General features: G+C 38.7%; 19 protein-coding genes. 9 read left to right on the top strand and 10 right to left on the bottom strand.

The genetic code is table 11. The features are described from left to right. Nucleotides 1-66 precede the first annotated feature (66 nt). Complete coding sequence (locus tag H6G69_RS23050) at nucleotides 67-681, top strand: hypothetical protein (RefSeq protein WP_190691460.1); 615 nt, start codon at nucleotides 67-69, stop codon at nucleotides 679-681. 502 nt (nucleotides 682-1,183) lie between these two features. Further along, nucleotides 1,184-1,711 carry a hypothetical protein gene (locus H6G69_RS23045; protein ID WP_190691459.1) on the top strand — a complete coding sequence of 176 codons (528 nt, stop codon included), beginning with the start codon at nucleotides 1,184-1,186 and terminating at the stop codon, nucleotides 1,709-1,711. 32 nt (nucleotides 1,712-1,743) lie between these two features. Here the strand turns inward: H6G69_RS23045 and H6G69_RS23040 are convergent, their stop codons facing one another. Continuing rightward, nucleotides 1,744-3,102 (bottom strand): DUF3370 domain-containing protein, encoded by a 1,359-nt coding sequence (locus H6G69_RS23040; RefSeq protein WP_190691458.1) that lies wholly within the window; start codon nucleotides 3,100-3,102, stop codon nucleotides 1,744-1,746. Nucleotides 3,103-3,143: 41 nt separating this feature from the next. Further along, nucleotides 3,144-3,656 (bottom strand): peptidase C15, encoded by a 513-nt coding sequence (locus H6G69_RS23035; RefSeq protein WP_190691457.1) that lies wholly within the window; start codon nucleotides 3,654-3,656, stop codon nucleotides 3,144-3,146. 58 nt (nucleotides 3,657-3,714) lie between these two features. On the opposite strand from H6G69_RS23035, the gene hisH reads away from it, so the two are divergent. Together hisH and rsmD are read left to right on the top strand one after the other, a co-directional pair. Next, entirely contained in the window at nucleotides 3,715-4,350 is a 636-nt protein-coding gene (gene hisH / locus H6G69_RS23030) for an imidazole glycerol phosphate synthase subunit HisH (protein WP_190691456.1), read from the top strand. 88 nt (nucleotides 4,351-4,438) lie between these two features. Next, on the top strand, nucleotides 4,439-5,017 hold the full coding sequence (rsmD, locus tag H6G69_RS23025) for a 16S rRNA (guanine(966)-N(2))-methyltransferase RsmD (protein ID WP_190691455.1): 579 nt from the start codon (nucleotides 4,439-4,441) through the stop codon (nucleotides 5,015-5,017). A gap of 132 nt (nucleotides 5,018-5,149) precedes the next feature. Here rsmD and petG read toward each other — a convergent pair whose 3' ends face one another. Further along, on the bottom strand, nucleotides 5,150-5,263 hold the full coding sequence (petG, locus tag H6G69_RS34035) for a cytochrome b6-f complex subunit V (RefSeq protein ID WP_190691454.1): 114 nt from the start codon (nucleotides 5,261-5,263) through the stop codon (nucleotides 5,150-5,152). Nucleotides 5,264-5,471: 208 nt separating this feature from the next. Here petG and H6G69_RS23015 point away from each other — a divergent pair, with 208 nt between their 5' ends. From H6G69_RS23015 to H6G69_RS23000, 4 genes are all read left to right on the top strand, one after another. Beyond that, nucleotides 5,472-5,846: a cytochrome c gene (locus H6G69_RS23015; RefSeq protein ID WP_190691453.1), complete on the top strand. Its 375-nt coding sequence runs from the start codon at nucleotides 5,472-5,474 to the stop codon at nucleotides 5,844-5,846. A gap of 161 nt (nucleotides 5,847-6,007) precedes the next feature. Then, on the top strand, nucleotides 6,008-6,733 hold the full coding sequence (locus H6G69_RS23010; RefSeq protein WP_190691452.1) for a peptidylprolyl isomerase: 726 nt from the start codon (nucleotides 6,008-6,010) through the stop codon (nucleotides 6,731-6,733). A 328-nt stretch (nucleotides 6,734-7,061) separates the two neighbouring features. Next, nucleotides 7,062-8,360, top strand: a complete 1,299-nt coding sequence (locus tag H6G69_RS23005) for a P-loop NTPase fold protein (protein WP_190691451.1) — start codon at nucleotides 7,062-7,064, stop codon at nucleotides 8,358-8,360. 47 nt (nucleotides 8,361-8,407) lie between these two features. Further along, nucleotides 8,408-14,140 carry a tetratricopeptide repeat protein gene (locus tag H6G69_RS23000; RefSeq protein WP_190691450.1) on the top strand — a complete coding sequence of 1,911 codons (5,733 nt, stop codon included), beginning with the start codon at nucleotides 8,408-8,410 and terminating at the stop codon, nucleotides 14,138-14,140. 47 nt (nucleotides 14,141-14,187) lie between these two features. Here the strand turns inward: H6G69_RS23000 and H6G69_RS22995 are convergent, their stop codons facing one another. From H6G69_RS22995 to H6G69_RS22985, 3 genes are read right to left on the bottom strand one after another with little or no spacing between them, the layout of a single operon-like run. Beyond that, nucleotides 14,188-14,367: a DUF6887 family protein gene (locus H6G69_RS22995; RefSeq protein WP_190691449.1), complete on the bottom strand. Its 180-nt coding sequence runs from the start codon at nucleotides 14,365-14,367 to the stop codon at nucleotides 14,188-14,190. Then, the gene (locus H6G69_RS22990) at nucleotides 14,342-14,536 is read right to left on the bottom strand and encodes a DUF6888 family protein (protein WP_397326977.1); all 195 of its coding nucleotides are present in this window, start codon (nucleotides 14,534-14,536) and stop codon (nucleotides 14,342-14,344) included. Before H6G69_RS22990 ends, H6G69_RS22995 begins: the two co-directional genes overlap by 26 nt. Before the next feature lie 58 nt (nucleotides 14,537-14,594). Beyond that, nucleotides 14,595-16,319: an ABC transporter ATP-binding protein gene (locus H6G69_RS22985; protein ID WP_190691447.1), complete on the bottom strand. Its 1,725-nt coding sequence runs from the start codon at nucleotides 16,317-16,319 to the stop codon at nucleotides 14,595-14,597. 102 nt (nucleotides 16,320-16,421) lie between these two features. Here H6G69_RS22985 and H6G69_RS22980 point away from each other — a divergent pair, with 102 nt between their 5' ends. Beyond that, nucleotides 16,422-17,381, top strand: coding sequence for an ROK family protein (locus tag H6G69_RS22980; protein WP_190691446.1), 960 nt, complete (start codon nucleotides 16,422-16,424; stop codon nucleotides 17,379-17,381). Here the strand turns inward: H6G69_RS22980 and H6G69_RS22975 are convergent. The 4 genes from H6G69_RS22975 to glyQ form a co-directional block, all read right to left on the bottom strand. Next, nucleotides 17,371-17,664, bottom strand: coding sequence for a hypothetical protein (locus H6G69_RS22975; protein WP_190691445.1), 294 nt, complete (start codon nucleotides 17,662-17,664; stop codon nucleotides 17,371-17,373). The two genes, H6G69_RS22980 and H6G69_RS22975, sit on opposite strands and share 11 nt — an antisense overlap. Nucleotides 17,665-17,865: 201 nt before the next feature. Beyond that, nucleotides 17,866-20,208 carry a ComEC/Rec2 family competence protein gene (locus H6G69_RS22970; protein WP_190691444.1) on the bottom strand — a complete coding sequence of 781 codons (2,343 nt, stop codon included), beginning with the start codon at nucleotides 20,206-20,208 and terminating at the stop codon, nucleotides 17,866-17,868. A gap of 197 nt (nucleotides 20,209-20,405) precedes the next feature. Continuing rightward, nucleotides 20,406-20,885, bottom strand: coding sequence for a DUF4079 domain-containing protein (locus tag H6G69_RS22965; RefSeq protein ID WP_190691443.1), 480 nt, complete (start codon nucleotides 20,883-20,885; stop codon nucleotides 20,406-20,408). Nucleotides 20,886-21,025: 140 nt separating this feature from the next. Then, nucleotides 21,026-21,904, bottom strand: coding sequence for a glycine--tRNA ligase subunit alpha (glyQ, locus tag H6G69_RS22960; protein WP_190691442.1), 879 nt, complete (start codon nucleotides 21,902-21,904; stop codon nucleotides 21,026-21,028). Nucleotides 21,905-22,181: the final 277 nt, after the last annotated feature.

Here is a 22,181-nt window from a genome sequence, read left to right as displayed (position 1 = left end):
GTTTTGTGCTGCACAATTTACATCAAACATATTGTATAACTTGATATAAGTTGTCCGGGTGAGAATATGGCTACCTTAAATCGCATTTTGTTTATCCAGGATACGGTAATCAAACAAGAACCAGTCCAATCGAGTCAATTGCCTAGCACCAAGCAGCAAAATATTCCTATTGGCACACTACTTGTATTGAATGATTACGAAATACCTGCGAATCATGCCGACCACTATAGATTTGCTTTAGACGATATCCAGATTAAAGGTTTTAGTAGTAACTGGTATGCTTTTGCTCAACACGTCAAAATTATTCAAGATGCAGTCAACCCTATAACAAATATTCAGGCGATCGCAACTCAACAAAAAGCCAAAGATGCGGTAAAAATTACTGTAGATCGTCAAAGTGTTGGAGATACAAAAGGTTTCTTGAAATTGGTGTTTAACACAGACACTATAATTAAACGTCAACCTGTAGATTCTAAAGTGCTTAACGATCAATCTAAGCAAAAAATCCCAGCAGGTACAGAATTAATTTTATTAACCGACAAGCCAGATACTAATAATATTGTGAAATTTGCCCTTCAGGATAATCATCTCAAATTTAATCTCAAGGATATCGAATTTAGAGGTTTTTCCAAAGATTGGTTTGTCTTTACGCAACATATTGGTATTCAACGTGTTGACTAGTACAACAAGGCAAACGGTAAAAGAAAGAATAACGATGTCACAAGCCTTTTAGCAATTTCTGAGAAGATGTTTGAAAAGTATTGGGCGAATAGAATTCGCTACTACACAAGCAAAGTCCACCTACGTGGACTAACGCAAAATCAAGGTTTTCCAACTCACGCCAGTGGGTTTTGTCTGTGTAGCCCCGATTTCCAATCTTTCCAAACATCCTCTGATAGTCTGTTGATTTACAACGCTCAGTCCTGAGTGCTGTTAGCGGTAGCGGGGCGTTTAGCCCGTGCTGAGTAAGAAGAAAGAGTACTGAGTACTTTTGCACTATGGTAAAAGCCCCGCCCGATGTTAAGCGGAATCCTATTACCGAGAGAAGGTTGATACCCCAACGCCACTTGTTTTATGCCGGGAAACCCGTCCACCGCAGTGGCTCCCCCTTGTGGGTGGTCTTTTTAACTCAGCACTCTTCATGGCGAACTGTACTAACGTTTCGATATAAGTTTCAAAAATAATGCAACGCAAAATTCTCAAAAGTTTGGGAAGTGCAATCTTATTCATTGGAGTATGTTCCACTCCCAGTTATGCCGGTGGTGCAAGTTGGGAGGTTTTAGTTGAGCGTGTAGAAATTCATTCTCCAACTAAAGCCACCATTTACTTGAAACAAGTTGATACTCACAATTTATGGCATCCAGAATGTGCAACACTCAAAATACTTGCTGAATATCAACCGGAAAATCAATATTGGAGTAAAAGCATTGTTACTCAAGCAAAGCACATTAAAGCTTTAGAGTATATCAAGCAAGCTCAAATTGAAGCTAAGAAGATTCGATTTGGTGAAATAGGAACTGGGTTAGTTAGCCAGCAGGCTTCAGAAAACTGGTTCTCTAAGTTGATCAACTTATTCAGTTTTTGGAAGAAAAATGAGGTAAATCAACCGGGTATAGTTACAAATAAAAACTGCAATTTTCAGACCAAAGGACTGGTGATTTTACCTGAATATAATGGTCTGTTAGCAGTCTATTCATTTTATAATTCTTAACTAGAGACGTTGCATCGCAACGTCTCTATAAATCATCTTTGGGTTAACACAGTTAATACTTGCGGTGGGGTAGCATCAGGCGGATAGAGAAAATCTACTTCTACTAATCTGCGATCGCTTGGTTTCATATTTAATACTACCAGTGGTTCTCCTGGTTGCCCCCGCTTTTGAACTAAATGCACAAATTTGGTTTGGGGTAAACCTTGATCATCTTTGTAACGTATCCGCACACTGCCGCGAAAGAAGGTTTGGCGTGCTGGGGTAGCAAAAAAGCGCAGCCCTGGTTTAATTAACTGATCCTCTTTAATTGGAGTTTGCATTGCTACCGCCACAGTTTTTGCTGTAGCAGTATTGTTGTATAGCGGTAACTTCAGGTTGTATTGAATTGCATAGTTGCCGTGTGCGCGATATGCAGTGTCGGGATAACGCACTAACATTGGCGCACTTTGAATTTGATTAGTCCCCAATGTTCCGCCATGCAGGGTACTTAGCGCGTAAGAAACAGCTTGTCCTGGCTGGGGAATTGTCAAAAACCTGGCTTTGGGATTATCTACTATAAATGCTCTCCAAAAAGAACCACCTGCAACTCCCGCTACACGCCCGTAAATTCTTGGCTTACCAGTTTCTTCTAAGGGAGTAGGTGTTTTATCGCGTGGGGTGGATAATTCACCGTTATCTAATAAATTCTGCCATTCTTCTAGAGTCGGCGCACGTTCACTACCATCAGGATTATCTTTAGCAAACATCGCTAAACTAGCAGCATAAACTGTACCGTTACTCCGCAAACGTATTAGGGTAGAACGACCATTTAAAGGTGGTGTTAGTCCCTGCACAGGGATAGGGAGGTTCAGCAACATCTGACTTTGTTTAGGTGCAAGGACAATTTGCGCGGGAAAGATTGATTGTCGTCTGCCTCTGAGAATATCAGACATGACGCGATCGCCTGGCCCAGCAAATACTTTTCCCGCCGCATCTTCGACAAACGGCGGTAACTCAATAAATGGCGCATCTGGTTGGCTTAAATAACTCGCCGCTTGCAATATATTGATGGTGACTGGTTGCTCAGTCGGGTTATGCAAAATTATACCGAGATAGAGCGATCGCAGATTTTCTGGTGGTTCGGCTTTAGCAACATGATGAGCAAAAATATCAAATCTTCCCCGAAACGGAAAATTTAAATGTGCCGTTGGTACTTTTTTGCCATCCCCAGGAAAAGTAGATAATAAAATTCCTTCTTTCAACACTAATTCTGGACTGTTGCTATTAAAAGTAGGTACTGAATCTAACTTTCCTGGTAAGGGCAAAACTTGTTGCTGTTGGATAACTTCTTCTGGTGGTGGTGTAGGCGGAGTTGCTTGAGCAATCAATGAACTGAGTAAAAATGACAACATATACTTAGGTGACTATTTTTTCCTACAAGACGCACACCATTTTATGCGAGTGCCAAATTGTTAATAATTAATAAGAAATCAGCAAGAATAGGCAGAAAATTATCTTGATTTAAAACTGGAACGTGAACAAATATACAACGACTTGTCAATTGATATTCCTGTAGATAGTCAAGAACTGCATAATAAAGACCCTCACAAACAAACTTACCGCAGTCCTTACTAATATCAGTTGCTACTGTTCCCGAAACTAATTTTTCCAGATTAACTGCTGACTGCAAAAAAATCGCGCCTTGATTAGCACCCACCTCGACACTTAATCTTTGTCTACTAGCAGCCATGCCACAACAGATAATGTAATCTGGTTGCCACTGGTCGATTTTTTGAATTACCCAGGAACTAGCCAGCATCACGTCTACAGGTAAAAGTCGCAGAAAATTTAAATCGTGGGGAATCGATTCAACTTTACTCACTTCTTGTAATAAATCATCAGATGAATTTGACTCTTGATCGCTTAACCAAGTGTCAAAAGAAGTTAATAAAAATCTTTTCTTCATTAGAATTATTATTTAGAATAGAAAAACCCTCCATAATAAATTTACAAGGAGCAGGTCAATGCCAGTTATTGCAGTCGTAGATTACGACATGGGAAATTTGCACTCAGTCTGTAAAGGAATAGAAAAAGCTGGGGCAACTCCTAAGATTACAGATTCTGCTAAAGAAATATCCTTGGCAGATGCAGTAGTATTGCCAGGAGTTGGCGCATTTGATCCCGCAGTGCAGCATTTACGAGAACGGAATTTAGAACAACCGATAAAAGACGCGATATTATCTGGCAAACCTTTTTTGGGAATTTGTTTAGGATTGCAAATTCTTTTTGAATCAAGTGCAGAAGGAACTCAACCGGGACTGGGAATTATTAAAGGAAAAGTTCGCCGATTTCAGCATGAACCAGGAATTACAATTCCCCACATGGGTTGGAATCAACTGGAATTAACGCAACCAAAAAGCATTTTATGGGAGCATTTGCCAGCTAATCCTTGGGTTTATTTTGTGCATTCCTATTATGTTGACCCAACAGATCCGCAAGTGAAAGCTGCAACTGTTACCCACGGTACTCAAACTATTACCGCGGCCATTGCCAAAGAAAACCTGATGGCAGTGCAATTTCACCCAGAAAAATCATCTAATATAGGATTGCAAATCCTGTCTAATTTTGTTTCTCAAGTTCGTGAACAAATTGCAGCCTAGGGTTTGTTGTTTGTCATTTGTCTTTTGTCATTTTTAGTTACAGACTAATGGCTAATGACCAGTGACTCATAAACAATGACCATAAATCATGAGTTTGAGAATTTACGGTAAACGCCCGATTAAAACTTTACCAGGGAAAGAAACCAGACCCACCAGCGCGCGGGTAAGAGAAGCTGTCTTTAATATTTGGCAAGGCGAAATTGTTGGTTGTCGCTGGCTAGATTTGTGCGCGGGTAGTGGTTCGATGGGTGCAGAGGCTTTGTGTAGAGGAGCCAGCTTGGTAGTAGGAATTGAGCAATCAAGCCGAGCCTGTGCAGTTATTCAACAAAATTGGCAGCAATTAGCCAGCAACGAACAAAAATGGCAGATGTTACGTGGTGATGTGATTCAACAGTCAAAAATTTTGTCAGGAAAACAGTTTGACAAAATTTATTTTGATCCGCCTTATGCTAGTGGATTATATCAACCTGTGTTAGAAGCGATCGCTGAATATAATTTGCTAGACCCCAAAGGTGAAATCGCCGTAGAACATAATCCCCAAGGTTGGACACCACCAGTAATAACCAATTGGGAAATCTGTCGCCAAAAAGTCTACGGTAACACCGCTTTAACTTTCTACAGAATTATTGACTCACTTAAAAGCAGTGATGAGGATATAGAGTCATAAACTGCTATTCTATATCCTCACCACTTAACAAACACTTAATACTCAGCACTCAGCGAGAAGTTGCGTGCGGAGAGAACTTGCGTGCGCGGGTTCTCCGCGTTGAGCAAACTTCGGTGACTCAGCACTTCTTGATCAACCACCCAACTCGTTGGGACGCTTGTATTGCTTGTATGCAGCGTAAAATAGACCACCGAGAGTTACAAAAATTAGACCAAGCACAATGCCTGAAAGCAGGGGTTCAACCACTTTAAATCTCCTGTTTGCAATTATTAACGATTTGTATCCCGTTTTTGATTTTACCAAATTACGGCGAATCCCGCTTGCTGCAATCTTTTGGCGCGATAATGCCAGCAAAGAAATAGGTCATCTGTGCTTGCGGTACAAATCAAGAACTTTTAAGCTATGTGTAGGAAATGAAAAATTTTGGCACACTTACACTTTTACAGCAAACCTTTTGGATAACCAGATTACCAAACCTGAAATTCTGATTCAGAGGATCGCCTTGTTTGCCCTAGCGATACTGCTAGCAATCCCTTTGGGCATCTTTGGTGTTCAAATGGTAGAAGCCTCAGATCCTTACGTAAAAACTGTTCTTTCCTTGACTGGAGACCCTGTGCAAGGAAATGCAATTTTTCAAATTAATTGTGCTGGTTGTCATGGTTGGCAAGCAGATGGGCGAGTCGGCCCTAGTTTACAAGCTGTTTCTAAACGTAAATCTCGTTATAAGTTGATTCACCAAGTAATTAGCGGTGAAACACCTCCTATGCCTAAATTTCAGCCCAGTCCCCAAGAAATGGCTGACCTTTTGAGCTTTTTGGAAACTTTATAAGAGTTTACTGGTGATCAAAATTAAAAACTTGATAAAGATGTAGGGTTTACTTATCTACATCTTTATTTTTTGGCAACAATATCTCAGGCAGAATACGTACTAAAGCATCTAAATATGTAAAAATAAGGTGCTTGATGAGGCGATCGCATTTGGGATAAAACATGACAGAAGTTCTCCAAATTGGCAACCGTACAATCAAAACTGCTGAAATAATTCCTTTATTGGCAGGTTATCAAATGCTGCCACAGTTACAACGAGAATTAATTATCGATGAAGCGATCGCATCTATAGAATGTACACCAGAAGAAGTCACTCGCGCTCAACAACAGTTTTACAATGAGCGACAATTAAAAACCGATGACGACATTAAAGCCTGGATGGTATATCACGGCATAACAGTAGATCAGTTAGAATCTGTGACAATTCGCAGGCTGAAAATTGAAAAATTCAAATTAGTCACTTGGGGTAACAAACTAGAAGCTTATTTCTTTCAAAATAAAGCCAAGCTAGATAAAGTAATTTATTCCCTACTACGCACTCAAGATATCGGACTTATTCAAGAACTCTACTTTCGACTGCAAGCAAAAGAACAGTCATTTGCAGAAATCGCCAAAGAATATTCTCAAGGCCCAGAAGCGCAAACAAATGGCTTAGTCGGCCCAATTGAAATACAGACACTTCATCCGGCAATGATGCAATTGCTATCTAGTAGTCAACCAGGCCAAGTTATGCCCCCAGCCCGTATTGCTGAATGGATTGTCATTATACGGTTAGAAAAATTAATTCCAGCACAACTTGATGACGCAATGAAAGCACGTTTGCTGAATGAGCTTTTTGAAAGTTGGCTGCAAGAACAGCAAAGGCAAATCCAAAAGCCAATAAACTAATCAATATTATTGGTTAATTATTCAAACTAATATGGACACATCAGCAAAATACATAGTATTTTTTAGACGAAAAATTAAGATGGGATAATTAGCCAAGTATCAAATTTAGCATCAAATAAACAGAAGCGATCGCTGTTGAACATCAATAAGAGGGCATCAAGGCGGACATAAATGCTTACTTGCCTTCAAAAAATCTCTGTCGGAAGTTTTAGCGGTGTCAGGTATTAAATTTTAAAATATTACTAAGTATTACTTGTCACTGCTCATCTCCTGCTTATACTGGCAATAATCAGTTTAATCAAAACAAACTTTCCTATTGGGAAACAGTATGAGCAATACCAGTTTTTGGAAATCTGCTTACCAATTATTTAAACCAGAAGAACCTTTAACTACACCTGAAGATTTAAAAGTTTTTTACGTTCAGAGAGAAAATAGCCCGGTCGATAAGCTTGTTAGCTTGCTGGAAATGGAAGATGATCCAGCCAAATTTTTACTAGCAGGTCATCGAGGTGGAGGTAAAACTACTGAACTGCGAAGATTAGAACAAAAATTAGCTGACATCTACACAGTTGTTTGGATTGATACGCAAACATCCCTAGACAGATATAACATAGGCTATGCAGAAGTTGTAGTTTTGATTGGCTTACAAATTGCTCAGGCGATTCAATCTAATTGGCTATTTAAAAAAGATAAATTATTAGATGCTCTGTTGGATAGCTTAAAAAGTGTAGTTTACGAAGATAAAGGAAGTCAAAATGAAGGTTTGGGAGTACCAGAATTTATCGAAAAGGCAGGTATAATTCTCAAACGTGGTTTAACAAGGGAGGTGACAAAAACACTTAATGTCCGTCCTGTGTTGAGTGAAATTATCACCAGAGTTAATAATATTATTGAAGCTGCGGAAAAAGAACAAAAACAAAAGTTACTGATTGTTGTGGATGGATTAGATAGACATGATCAAGTAACAGCATTGGAAATGTTCTCTAGTCCTCTGTTGATAGAATTAAATTGTCATATTATCTATGCTATTCCTATCTCTTTGCGATATTCGCCGAGTTTTCGCCAGCCAATGGAAGCATTTCAAAAATGTTTGGATTTAAATAATCCGCCTATTTTTGAATCTGATGCTAATTTGTGTCCAACTAGCAAGCCTGATCAAAAAGGTCGAGAAATTCTAATTAATGTGATTAACAAACGTTTGGCTACTTTGGGCGATAGTCACAAAGGTTTATTTAACCCTGATGCACTAGAATTAATTTGTGAAAAAAGTGGCGGAGTGATGCGAGATTTAGTCAGGTTAGCACGTACCGCCTGTGAAATTGGGCTACGAAATAAGTTGAGTTTTGTAGATTTAGCTACTGCACAAGAAGCAGTACGTGAAGTCCGACGAGAATATAATTTAAGCGATTATCACTATCCTGAATTAGATTTAATTCATCGCACTGGTAAACTCACAACTAAAATACATAGTTTGCCAAATAAAGGTGAATTTATTATTTGTGATGAACTTTTGCAAAATAAATTAGTTTTAGGGTATTACAACTCAATGCAAGAATCTTGGTTTGATATTAATCCGATTTTAATTGAAGATTTAGAACGTTGGCAGGCTGCAAATAAAAATATTTAAAAGTATGGGTTGCTCTTGAAAATCACTATTAAATGCTGGTTGGATGTATGTCGGAACAAGATTCTAATTACTCTCTGAGCGAAGCTGACAAAGCAGAATTAAACAAATTAGTTAGTGTATTGGAACTTTCTAGTGGGACGACAATTATATTTGCGATCGCACCAGAAAGTAGCCCTCAACATCCTGTGGTCAAACAGCTAAAAGAATCATTAGCTGTTAGCGAAGAACAGTTTGAATTTACCAACTTTTATTATAGTCAAAACTCCTTCCATAATTTTTTGTATAGCTTAGATGATAATCAACATCAAAGTCTAGAAACTGGGCGCAAACTGGTAATGGCATTTGGCATTGACCAATTACCAACACCGCGCTTAGTAAAAGAAATGAGGCAGTTAAATTTAGGTAGAGAAGAACTATTTGGCAGAAATTTATGTTTGATTTTGTGGCTAAATAACAACGAATTTTTAGATGAATTTCGTCAGCGTGCGCCAGATTTTTGGGATTGGCGAGGAAAGATACTGGAATTTGAAACACGAAATCCTTTGCTTTATCCCTATTTAGATTGGCTGATTGCCGAAAATTCCTATTTAAAAATGAGTGGTGTAATGCAGGTAAATCGTCAAGTCGATATTTTTCTTGACCAAATTTATGTTTCCCTGCAAGCACAATGGCGACAACAAGTTACAGATACTTCTGAACGCAGTCAACGAGAACTTGAGACGTTAACTGTACGGCAAGCTCAGAGTAGTAGTAGGTTAAAACAAATGGGTTCTAACCTGGATGATTGGGATGAACCATACTATTATGAACCACTGCCAGAAGTACCAATATCAACATTAGTTTCCAGCACTAAAACCGTTACCCAAAAGGTAGATTTATCTGAGGCGGTGCGGCAGAATTGCTATAGCGTGATTTTAGGCAGTCCTGGTGCGGGAAAAACGACTCTGCTGCGTTATTTAGCACTACATTTTGCCATTGCCAAAAGAGACGAATTAGAAATAGTTGTTGTTGAAGATGATACTGTTGAGGAGACAAAGAACAAAGACTTAGGTAAAACTTTGTTACCTATTTTCTTCCGCATTGCTGATTATGCAGAAAAATTAAAACAACAACCAGAGTTAACTTTACTGGAATATTTGTGTCAGTTTTACCGCCAGTGGGAAACTCATTTTCAATCAGAGGTAGAAATAGGAAATGAGGTAGCAGCTTTACTTTTAGATGCCATGCGTCAAGGACAGTGCTTGATGCTTTTGGATGGTTTAGACGAGGTATTTGATCAAGAAAGTCGCAAACAGATTGTAGAACGGATTAACAAATTTGTTGATGAATTCCCTAGCAACAAATTTGTTATTACCAGCCGGATTGCTGGCTACAGTGATGTAAAACTCAGCAGTCGATTTGCCGAGTTTACTATTGAAGATATGGACAGCGAACAGGTAGAACGGTTTTTGTATCGCTGGTGTCGAACAGTGGAAAAAGCACAGCAGCCAGATGCTAGTGAAGAGCAATGGCTAAAAAAAGGTACAGAGCAAGCGCAGGAAATTTTACAGGCGGTTAAAGATAATCCTGGTGTACAGCGATTAACGGCAAATCCCTTGCTGTTAACTATTTTGGCATTGATTCACCGCAATGGCGAACGGCTACCCAACCGCCGCGTGAAACTGTATGAATTGGCAGTCCAAACTTTAACCGAAGATTGGCAACTTGGTAAAAAATTACCCGATGCGCCAAGGGTGGTGTTAAAAGAAACTGAGGTAGTGGAACTTTTAGCACCTTTAGCATATTGGATGCACGAAGAAAAGCCTTCTGGTTTGGTAACACAAGCAGAAGTAGAAGAGAAACTAGCAGCTAAGTTAGCAGAATTAAATGATGCTGAACCTGAATCTGATTCTGTGCGCCAAGCGGTAGGAGAATTTTTGCGGAAGGTGCGAGAAACCACAGGGTTATTTGTAGAAAGAATGCCTGGTTTTTATGGCTTTATGCACCTGACATTTGAAGAGTATTTTGCAGCTCGTTATATTGCAGATAAAGAACAAAGTGAAATTTTAGAGTTAATTCAAAAACATCTGCATGAGCCACGTTGGAATGAGCCGCTATTACTAGCTTTGGGATATTACGGTAGTCATTTTTCGACGCAATTTAAGAGATTAGCAGAAAAATTATTTATTAATATCGAAGATTACCAACCCGTTTTACAGCATGGTGAGATTAAAATCAAAAGTTCAGCGTCTGATGATGCCACTATTGTTTATTTCAAGAAAAATGAATCAGTAAATACGTTAAAACAATTAGAATTTAAACTGAGAAATTTAATATTTGCAGGACAGGTAATTGCAGAAATTGAAATTAATAATATTGTTATTCGCAAAAAGCCAATAAACAAATTAGTAATTACTTATCTTGGTATAGATGCTGATTTTGAAGATGATATAACCAAGCAAATACTGAAGCTATTGCGTAAAATTGAACTTTTTTGTCAAAAAGGTGAAGTCATAGATTTATTGCAACAAGCAGCTAATGATTCAACTTTATCTGAAGAAATTCGGGTTAAGGCAAAAGCAGCTATTCTTTATATTGCTTGTGGTGAATCAACAGGATTATCTGATTGCGTCACAGAAATTATTAATCAATTAGAACCTTCATTATTTTGCAGTATGAGAGAGTTGATTCAAGAATTGGGTGATGACATGACACCTAATCTTGAACTTACTCGCCAGCATTATCATCTTGAAGAAGATTGCCAAACAGGATTAAATTTTCTCACAGCAATGTCTTATCTGCGTAAAGATAAGTATGATAAAGCAATTGAAATATTAGAACTGTTAACTAATAACTCAGATAGCAGATTTAGCCCTTATATTGCCTGGTCTTTAGCTACCTGTTATCAAGAAAAAGAAGCATTTGAACAAGCAATTGCTTATTATCAAGAATGTTTTGAAAAATTGGCTCGATATATCGAGCCATCAGCATTTCTAATGTTTTGGAGAAACAGAGGTATTTGTCATAGATTACATGGCAAATATGAACAAGCTTTAGATTGCTTTCAGCGAATGCTGACTATTAGTAGAGAGATTAATAAACTTCAAGATGAATCATTAGCTTTGTATCATATAGGTAGAACTTATCAAGAATGGGGGAAATATGAGCAGGCAATTAATTATCATCAACAAAGTCGTGAACTTTATCAACAATTAGGTAAAGATAATAGTGTCGCTAATCAGTGGTCTTGGTTGGCTGATTGTTATGAAGAATGGGAAAAATATGAGCAAGCTATTGATTGTGAAACTCAAGACTTAGCCATTCGTCAGCAACTTGATGACCAAGTTAATGTTGTACTAGCTTATTGGCGATTAGGCAAGATTTATCAAAATTGGGGAAGATACGAACAAGCCATAAATTACCATCAACAAAGTAAGGAACTTTATCAAAAATTAGGGAAAGATAATAATGTTGCTAATCAGTGGTCTTGGCTGGCTAGTTGCTATCGAGAATGGGGAAAATACGAGCAAGCACTTGAGTGTCAAAATCAATGTTTATCCATTTGGCAGCAGTTAGATGACCAAATTAGTGTTGCACTAGCTTATTCCCAATTAGGATGGATTTATGAAGAATGGGGTAAATACGAGTTAGCTATTAATTACCGTCAACAAAGTCGAGAACTTTATCAAAAATTAGGGAAAGATAAAAATGTATCTAACCTATGGTATTGGCTGGGTTCTTGTTATCGAGAATGGGGGAAATATGAGCAAGCACTTGAGTGTCAAAATCAATGTTTATCCATTCAGCAGCAGTTAGATGACCAAGTTAATATTGCTGATACTTACTATCAATTAGGCAGAATTTATCAAGAATGGGGTAAATACGAGTTAGCTATTAATTACCATCAACAAAGTAAGGAACTTTATCAAAAATTAGGGAAAGACAAAAATGTAGGTAATCTGTGGTATTGGCTGGGTTCTTGTTATCGAGAATGGGGGAAATATGAGCAAGCACTTGAGTGTCAAAATCAATGTTTATCCATTCGGCAGCAGTTAGATGACCAAATTAGTGTTGCACTAGCTTATTCCCAATTAGGATGGATTTATGAAGAATGGGGTAAATACGAGTTAGCTATTAATTACCGTCAACAAAGTCGAGAACTTTATCAAAAATTAGGGAAAGATAAAGATGTATCTAACCTATGGTATTGGCTGGGTTCTTGTTATCGAGAATGGGGGAAATATGAGCAAGCACTTGAGTGTCAAAATCAATGTTTATCCATTCAGCAGCAGTTAGATGACCAAGTTAATATTGCTGATACTTACTATCAATTAGGTAGGATTTATGAAGAATGGGGTAAATACGAGTTAGCTATTAATTACCATCAACAAAGTAAGGAACTTTATCAAAAATTAGGGAAAGATAATAATGTAGGTAATCTGTGGTATTGGCTGGGTTCTTGTTATCGAGAATGGGGGAAATATGAGCAAGCACTTGAGTGTCAAAATCAATGTTTATCCATTCGGCAGCAGTTAGATAACCAAGTTAGTGTTGCACTAGCTTATTCCCAATTAGGTAGGATTTATGAAGAATGGGGTAAATACGATTTAGCTATTAATTACCATCAACAAAGTAAGGAACTTTATCAAAAATTAGGGAAAGATAATAATGTTGCTAATCAGTGGTACTGGCTGGCTAGTTGCTATCGAGAATGGGGAAAATACGAGCAAGCTATTGAGTGTGAAAATCAAGACTTAGCAATTCGTCAGCAACTCGATGAGCAAGTTAATGTTGCACTAGCTTATTGGCGATTAGGCAGAATTTATCAAGATTGGGGGAAATACGACTTAGCAACAAATTACTATCAACAAAGCCGCGAACTTTATCAACAATTAGGTAAAGATGAGGATGTATCTAACCTATGGTATTGGCTGGGTGATTGCCATCTAGAATGGGACAAGTATGAGCAAGCCATAGATTTTCATTTCCAATGTTTAAGGCTACGTCAAAAATTAGATATTCAACCATCAGTGGCTTTAGCCTACAGTCAGCTTGGCAACATTTATCGAAAATGGGGGAAGTATGAGCAGGCAACTAAGTATTTTCAGGATGGCATTGACTTTTACAAACATCTAAATATAGATTCAGGTGTAGCTTGGACTATAAGGAGAATTGGATATAACCAAATACTATTCTCTAAAACTTGTGAGACTAACGTAGAATCACTCACATTACTTACCCAAGCGGAAGAAAATCTTCGCCAAGCTATAGAAATAAATACTGCAAATAAATATCAAGGAAACCTTGCCTACGACTACACTATTCTTGGTTTACTCTACTCACAATATCTACGCCTTTTACCTAACGAAGACACATCAATTCCAGAAAAAATTGCATTATTTGAAGAATATTATCATAGAGGCTTAAGCTATCTTGATGAACTAGGGCAAACAGTCGATAAAGCTAACGAATCTCTCGATATGGCTCGTGCTTACCTAGAAATAGAAGCTTTAGAAAACCTAAATCTTAGTGAAGAAATTGCTCAAAAATGTCTGCAAATTTTTCAAGAGTATAACCGCCGCAAACTAGAAGCTGCTGCATACAAGTTGTTAGGCGAAATTTACCTCAAACGTAGCCAAAAAAATCAGCCAGATGCAGAAATAATTGCTACTCAGTTTTTAACCAACAGTTTGCAAATTTATCGAGATTTAGATTTACAAGAAAAAGCTGGGGAGGTAGAAGAGTTAATGAAAGCATCCCACTTTTTTGAATGTCATTGCGATCGCAACGAAGTGGAGTGAAGCGATCCTCATATCTTGCACTAAGACCAGCTAAATGTTTAACCAAGCTATTCAGTGATTTTATGCTCTAAATGTGCTAAATATTCGTCCACTGTACTTGTTTTTCCTTGATTCCGCAGACGTAGAGCCATTGCGTGTATTGCATCTTCATCATCTCTGTGAGCTAGAATGTAAGCTCTTAGTTGCTTAGTAGTCATCTGCTCAAAATTCGGCTTCGGTTGATTCATAATTAACCTTTCCTTCTGGGCTGACTGATACTTCTATTTCTTCACCAGCAATGATTATTAAGTCGCCTGTTCTGGTGTCAGTAGTAACTAAATATATTGGCGTGTACATCTTTGTTAATTGCTGACAAATTCTGTACATTGCTGTTTTTTGCTCTACCGTTGGCTCCAATTCATCATCTCCTGCATAGAATGCGATCGCACTTCACAGGTAATTTTCTCATTAACTACTAACTAAATTGCTGGGCATAAAATCTAGCATAGCGACCTTCCAGTCTTAATAGTTCTTCATGATTGCCTGATTCGACAATTTGCCCTTTTTCTAAAACCAAAATCCGATCGCACCGTCTCACTGTACTCAAACGATGGGCAATAATAAATACTGTCCGGTTCTGCATCAATCTTTCTAAGGCTTCTTGTACCAAGGCTTCTGATTCTGAATCTAATGCAGAGGTCGCCTCATCTAATATTAATATCTGTGGGTTGAGCAGTACAGCCCGCGCGATCGCAATTCTTTGGCGTTGTCCACCAGATAAATTTACGCCCCTTTCCCCTACCCAAGTTTGATAACCTTCTGGTAACTGAGTAATAAATTGATGGGCGTTAGCAATTTTCGCAGCTGCTACCACTACTTCCATATCAAAATTATCTTGACCAAAGGCAATATTTTGAGCGATAGTTCCCGAAAATATCACTGTTTCTTGGGGAACAATGCCAATTTGTCGCCGCAAACTATGTAATTTGACATCCTTAATATTAATATCATCAATCAAAACTTGCCCAGAAATCGGGTCATAAAAGCGGGGGAGGAGATTCACAAAGGTAGTTTTCCCTGCGCCAGAAGCACCTACTAAAGCGATCGCTTCTCCGGGTAATGCTAGTAAACTAATATCTTGCAGGACTGGTTCACCGGGTTTGTAAGCAAAACAAATGTGGCGATATTCTACTTTACCTTTGACTGGGGGCAGAGCGATCGCAATTGTTTTTTCTATTACCCTTGGTTGAATCGCCATCAACTCAAATACTCGGTCTACCGATGCTTCGCCTTGTTTAAATTCGTTGTAATTATTAGTAGTATGACCAATCGGGTCAATTAACAATGCCGCCGCCGCTAGATAACTGAAAAAATCTCCAACAGTTAAGTTGCGTTGATAAATTTGCCACGTACCCACCATTAATAAAGATAAAGCACTTAAAGCTTCTAAAAATCCCACAATGGGAATTTGAATTGCTTTGAGGCGTTCTGCGGAGTACTTCGCTTTTAAACTCCGTTCAGCTTCATAACCAAAACGGGCAATTTCATAATTTTCAGCCGCAAAAGCTTGGACAAGGCGAATTCCGCTAAACACCTCTGTCAAAATTGCCGATAAACCCGACACACGATTTTGGCTTTTGAGGGAATACTTGCGTAACCTTTCCCCAAACCAACCAATTAACACCCCCATCAACGGCGCAACTACAATTGTCGCTAGGGTTAATTGCCAATTCAGGTAAATCATATAGATAGGTATGGCAATCAACTGCAACACACAGGGTATAAAATCGTGAAATACTTTATTGACAACTTCCCCAACACGGTCAATGTCTTCTGTGAGGCGATAAGCTAAATCACCTGTTTTCGCTTTTTCAAAATAACTCAAGTCTAATTTTTGCAGGTGACTGTATACTTGCTTGCGAAGAGTATAAGCAATTCTTAAAGCCACCTTCGCCATGTAAATATCTTGCACAGACTGAAAAAAGCCGCGCACTAAAAATACTAAAGCACAAATACCAGCTAGTTGAGCGATCGCTACTACATTACCTTGGCCAAAGGGTGCTGCTAACTTTCCCGCCAGGTTAATTAGCGTCAGCGTAGCCAGCACATAGCCGATAATACCAATAAATCCTTTAGTAATATTTGGCCACTGGGGTTTGATATAGGGTAGTAGTTGCCAGTAATTAGAACGGGTTTTCAAGCTGTAACTTCCACAAAAATATTTTCCTTTGTTTGACGCTATCAGCTTTTGCGTAGTTTCTGTATATTCATCTTTAAAAGATTTTTAAAATTTCCTGGAGTTATGTCATTAATTCTTGCCCTAGATTTTGGTGGTACTAAATTAGCCGCAGCTGTCACTCAACTTGGTGATAGTGAATGGTTGCGTTATGAACGTCAGTTATCACCAGCAGATAGTAATGCTACCACTGATTTAGAAATTATGCGATCGCTTATCCACACCTTACTCCAAGGTGAAACACCCTCAGCTATTGGTGTCAGCTTTGGCGGCCCGGTAGACTTTACTACAGGAACAGTGCGACTATCTCATCACGTTCCTGGCTGGGAAAATATCCCCCTCAAAAATTTGCTAGAAGAAGAATTTGGTGTAGCTGCAAGTGTCGATAACGATGCCAATGTAGCGGCTTTAGGCGAACATCGTTTTGGCGCAGGTCAAGGATACGATAATTTATTTTACATCACCATCAGCACTGGTGTAGGTGGCGGTTGGATACTCAGTGGTCAACCTTGGCGAGGTGCAGCAGGTATGGCTGGCGAAATTGGACATACAGTAGTTAATCCTGCTGGCCCAATATGTTTATGTGGTAAACGAGGATGCGTAGAACGTTTAGCGTCAGGCCCTTATATGGCGCAGGATGCTAAAGAGTCTTTATTAACCGAACCACATAAATTCTCTAGCAAAATATTGCAATCCTTAGTTAATAATAATTTAGATTTAATTACAGGAAAAACTATTAGTGATGCTGCGGCACAAGGCGATGAGTTAGCAATAGATATCTTACAAAATGCTTCTTGGGCTTTGGGTACAGGTATTGGTAATGTAGCGAACTTGATGAATCCCCAATTGTTTATTTTAGGTGGCAGCGTGACCAAAGCTGGAGAAAATTGGTGGCAGACAGTACAAAAAACAGCGCGTAAGACAGCCTTAAGTGAAATTGAATTTGAAATTGTTCCTGCTGCTTTAGGGGATGATGCGCCACTTTGGGGCGCTGTGGCTTTAGCCGAATCAAGTTTTAATGTCTAAACAAGGTTTGCAAAATTTGCCAGGGATATTTCCAGACAGAAAAAATACTACATAAATAGGGAAAAAGTAATGGCTCAATTTCCACATCTAACATAATCCTTTCTATCTCATCATCACTCAGTGGCTCATCCCATAACCCATATTCTACAAGGTTATTAGAATGAAAAATTATGCGATCGCGCAAATAATTTAATTGAGCATCCCTGGGTATGGCTGGTACTCGAATAGTCAGGGGAAAGTTACCAAAAAAAACTACCGCTTTTCCTGAGTAATATTGCTGCATATTCTTCATATTGTTTTAACCATTTTAGGTGAAATTGAACATTTCACCATTTTTCTTATAATTTTGTTGCAATTCTCCAAATCATTAATGAATATTTGTTCATATACTGAATATACGCAAATCACAAATCTCAGGAAAATTGCATTAATTTTCGATATGCTAATTATCCGCTAACTAAATAAAAAAGAGTGTTCCATAATCTTACAAAACAGATAATTTATTTTCAGTTTCTTGAATAAATGATTCAAACTTTCCGTTGGGTGTCCATTGAATCGCCCCATCTTTACCTGTAAAGAAGACTTGCGTCGAGCTTTTACCCAATTCCGTAGTAATTTTAGGATCAAGATTAGTAGAAGTGGCAATCGCCACAAGTGGCTGAAACAATTTAATTAAATCCTTCAAAGATTCAGGACTACACCACAAAACTTGCGGTGTCGGTAAACCTCCCACCTTGGCTAATCTTTCTATTTCTTGAGGTTCAACATCACCTACTAATAACCAATTTTGATTTTGAATTTGCAAATATAAAATCGGTAACTTATCCTTAATTAATTGGGCAACAGTTAAACCTGTCGTTACCTGTTGACCAGGTGCGACAGCTTGATAAATACCCTGATGCTTTTGCACTTCCTGTTGAATTTCTTGAGTAGCAAGATTAGTATCTGGCTTGAGGTCATATTTATAGAAATTTTTAATCGGTAAACTTTGCAAAACTTCTAACCAAGCATTATTATCACTGTTGTTAAAATCACTTGCGATCGCCCAATCAATTTTACTCACACCTTGCTGTTGTAAGAATGGGATAATTGTGTAACGTCCTGTACCTTCATCACCACTATTAATGAGAGTGACATTGCCTTTATCTTGAATAACTACAACTGGTTCTGAACCTGCATCTAATACTGTTATCCGCACTAATGTATTAGCAGAATGCCAAGCAGGTACAAGCACTAATCCAAAAATCATTAACCCAGCAAACCACCAACGCTGCTGCCACCATTTAAAAAAACAAATTAAAAGAACAAGGGTGTAAACCGCCAGCATTTGCCAAGTGGAAATACTACCGACAACTACTGAATTTCCAGGCAAATTACTAAAAAATTCTACTAACTGAATTAACCAATCAGTAGGCTGGTGTAATAGTCCCACCATCATACTACCTATACTAGGAAAAAATAGTGCTGCGATCGCACTAATAATTCCCCCGATACTAATCACCGAAATAAACGGCGTAGTCACAATATTTAATAACAAACTGTAAGCAGGGACTACGCCAAATACAGAAAGTTGGATAGGTAAAGTCCAAATTGTCGCCGCTAGAGGTACGGCAATTAAAGATGCGATCGTTGGTGGTATCCAATTCAGACGTTTAATTATTGCTGGTGCAGTTACAATTAATCCTAATGTTGCTAAAAAACTTAGTTGAAAACCTAAATCCCAAATCCATAAAGGATTAAACAGCAATATTAATGTTGCCGCTAATAGCAGCGAACCAAACTGTTTTACCTTCCTATCTAATATCAAACCAACTAATGCAGCACTACCCATAATTACCGCCCTGAGTACCGCAGGTTGAAATCCAGATAAGCTCAAGAAGATAATTAAACCTAAAAAGCCAAGCGTAAATTGTATTGCTTTATTTGCCCGCCTTGTTAGCTGTAATATTACACCTAAAATTAAAGAAGTTTGAAAACCAGATGCAGCTAAAGCATGAGCAAGCCCCACCTTCACAAATAAATCGCGGATATCATAAGGTAAATCCACAGCCTTGCTACCCAAAACCATCGCACTCACAAGTGGCCCTTCTGGAATACCTAAACTACTCACTTGCGATTTTAAAATTCGCTCCCGAATTTGCCACCATCCCCATTTATCCTCATCATTCACAATATTTATTTGTCGTCCAATCAAACCCGTAAAACAACCTTCCTGTTTCAAATACTTCTGAAAGTCAAAACCACCAGGATTAGAAGCTGCCTTTGGCTGATATAAAGTCCCTGTTACAGCAATTTCTTGTCCAGGATGTAACCCAGTAGCTTGAAGTAAAGGCACAGTTACGTATAACTTTCCGTTCACACCTTTTGGTACACTTGCAGGGCCTTTATCGTTTTTAACTTCATCTAGTTGAGTAGCTGTTAACCAAAATTGCCCTCGTTGACTGCGAGTTAAACGAGGACTACTTTCTACCTGGCCACGAACAATAACCAATTGTTGTTGATTGGCACTATTTCCCGAAGGCACAAACTGACTAATATCTTTCGTTCCTGGTTGGGGTACTCGCCATTGAAAGTATAGAGTCGCCAATAACCCAACTAACCCAGCCGCTAACCAGACTCGATAATTAGCACTCAATTGCCAATTCTGAACAGATGTTTTAGTTTTGCCATTGCTCTCTGGTTGCTGTGGTGGTAACTTGCGTTTTCTGAATAATATTCCTCCCACTAACCCAAGAGCTAAAATCCAAACTCCACCCCAAGGTATGGCTGTAAACAATAATCCTAAAATATAACCAAGGCAAAGAATTACACCACTCGACTGAATCATAAGACTTTTGTATAAGTATCTAGCAACTAAAATTCGTGGCTGGAAAATAGTCACGAAAAATATTTTGCTTTTGGTGAAGTATAGTTCATCAGATTTATACAAACAAAGCCTGCATTAGCAGGCTTTTTTCACATAATCAAGCCTTAAGCATTGAAAACTCAGGCCTGGGGCTAATTATTGCGTTTGTTAATTGCAAATTACAAAGATATGCCTAAGTTAAACCCTAATACAGCATGGAGAATCATCATACCGAGTATGACAGTACCTAAATAAGCATGAGTAGCACGTAAACCCTTATTATCACCAAAGAAACCACTTAAAGAGATGACACTGTTAATTAACAGCAGTATCAGCAGCAAAGAACCAGTCCAAAAATGTGGACTTTCAAAAATTGGCTGATGCTGCATTACCAAAGACAAAACCCCGCCTGTATAACCAGCTGCCATAAAGAAAAACATCCAAGGTGCAAGTAAACGATGCCCCATTCGACTTTTCACTGATACATCTTTATCTTCAGTCAGTCTGCTTCGCCAACCAGTCCACCCTACATAGCTACCCATCACAAAAACAACGATCGCCATCATCAACGGGTGTCCCCAATGTACAATCGGTTCAGGAATTCCCAGAGAACGAAACCAAGCAGCAAGAGGTTCTAAAGCTTCACTGAAGTTAACCATATATACTCGCAATCCTTATAGACACTCAGTAATTTTTTTACTACAACATTAAGTATTGCAAATATTTGTTAATTTTTAATAATTGCAAAGTTGACAAAAACAAGCAGCCCCGAAACTTAATGGTTTCGGGGCTGAATAACTTACACTGCTGTTTTTTTCAGCAAAGGATAACCCAACTTTTCTCGCTGCTCTACATATAGTTGCGCTACCTTGCGAGCCAAATGACGAATCCTCGCAATGTAGCGAGTTCTTTCCGTCACAGAAATTACGCCTCTCGCATCCAGCAAATTGAAAGTGTGAGAACACTTCATGACATAATCTAAGCTTGGTAAGACTAAACCACGCTCCGTCAACTGGTTAGCTTCCTGCTCATACAAATTAAAAAGTGTTAGCAGCATCTCAGGATTTGAGGCTTCAAAGTTGTAAGTACTCTGCTCAATCTCGTTTTGCAGGAAAACATCTCCATAAGTAATGTTGTCCGTCCACTGAATCTTAGTAAATGCTTCCACCTGCTGGAGATACATCGTCAGTCGCTCTAACCCGTATGTAATTTCAATCGATACAGGCCGACAGTCTATGCCACCACACTGTTGGAAGTAGGTAAATTGAGTAATTTCCATTCCATCCAACCAAACTTCCCAACCAGTACCCCAAGCACCGACAGTCGCATCTTCCCAGTTATCTTCCACAAACCGAATGTCATGGTCTTCCGGACGAATACCCAAAGCCCTTAAAGAATCAAGATAAATCTCTTGAATATTATCTGGTGACGGCTTAATCAGAACCTGATACTGATAATAGTGTTGAAAACGGTTAGGGTTTTCACCATAACGCCCATCTGTAGGACGACGGCACGGTTCAATATAGGCAACAGCCCAAGGTTCCGGCCCCAATGCTCTTAAAAACGTATGCGGATTCTTAGTACCCGCTCCCTTTTCTATATCGTAGGGTTGAGCAATCAAACAACCGCGATCGCTCCAAAATTGATGCAGTGTGGCTATAACCGACTGAAAATTCACGCTCTACCCTCCCTTAATCAGCACAATGCATTCACCATTGTTGCCCAGAAAGCCCTACTGTGGGGAAGAGGTGAGAGGTCGCAAAAAAATTCCCAAACTTTTTTGAGAAAGTAGTTGACACTCTTATCTAGGTTAGATATATTGGATAAGTGCCTGAGGGAGCCGACGAGAAAAGCGGCGCAGTCAGGAACCGAACCTTGAAAATATTATAGTTTGAAAGCAATTATACAACAAGCCTGCGTCAAGTAAATAAAATAACCAGGCTAAGGTTAAAAAA

The organism is Nostoc sp. FACHB-110, from assembly GCF_014697425.1.
GTDB lineage: Bacteria > Cyanobacteriota > Cyanobacteriia > Cyanobacteriales > Nostocaceae > Nostoc_B.
Note: the sequence above shows the minus strand (reverse complement) of the source record. Positions and strands in the feature narration are given on the sequence as shown.

Excerpts from the sequence above, each read along its gene's own strand:
- H6G69_RS23050 (WP_190691460.1), top strand. The coding sequence starts at position 67 with ATGGCTACCTTAAATCGCATTTTGTTTATCCAGGATACGGTAATCAAA.
- H6G69_RS23045 (WP_190691459.1), top strand. The coding sequence starts at position 1,184 with ATGCAACGCAAAATTCTCAAAAGTTTGGGAAGTGCAATCTTATTCATT.
- H6G69_RS23040 (WP_190691458.1), bottom strand. The coding sequence starts at position 3,102 with ATGTTGTCATTTTTACTCAGTTCATTGATTGCTCAAGCAACTCCGCCT.
- H6G69_RS23035 (WP_190691457.1), bottom strand. The coding sequence starts at position 3,656 with ATGAAGAAAAGATTTTTATTAACTTCTTTTGACACTTGGTTAAGCGAT.
- hisH (WP_190691456.1), top strand. The coding sequence starts at position 3,715 with ATGCCAGTTATTGCAGTCGTAGATTACGACATGGGAAATTTGCACTCA.
- rsmD (WP_190691455.1), top strand. The coding sequence starts at position 4,439 with ATGAGTTTGAGAATTTACGGTAAACGCCCGATTAAAACTTTACCAGGG.
- H6G69_RS23010 (WP_190691452.1), top strand. The coding sequence starts at position 6,008 with ATGACAGAAGTTCTCCAAATTGGCAACCGTACAATCAAAACTGCTGAA.
- H6G69_RS23005 (WP_190691451.1), top strand. The coding sequence starts at position 7,062 with ATGAGCAATACCAGTTTTTGGAAATCTGCTTACCAATTATTTAAACCA.
- H6G69_RS23000 (WP_190691450.1), top strand. The coding sequence starts at position 8,408 with ATGTCGGAACAAGATTCTAATTACTCTCTGAGCGAAGCTGACAAAGCA.
- H6G69_RS22995 (WP_190691449.1), bottom strand. The coding sequence starts at position 14,367 with ATGAATCAACCGAAGCCGAATTTTGAGCAGATGACTACTAAGCAACTA.
- H6G69_RS22980 (WP_190691446.1), top strand. The coding sequence starts at position 16,422 with ATGTCATTAATTCTTGCCCTAGATTTTGGTGGTACTAAATTAGCCGCA.
- H6G69_RS22975 (WP_190691445.1), bottom strand. The coding sequence starts at position 17,664 with ATGCAGCAATATTACTCAGGAAAAGCGGTAGTTTTTTTTGGTAACTTT.
- H6G69_RS22970 (WP_190691444.1), bottom strand. The coding sequence starts at position 20,208 with ATGATTCAGTCGAGTGGTGTAATTCTTTGCCTTGGTTATATTTTAGGA.
- H6G69_RS22965 (WP_190691443.1), bottom strand. The coding sequence starts at position 20,885 with ATGGTTAACTTCAGTGAAGCTTTAGAACCTCTTGCTGCTTGGTTTCGT.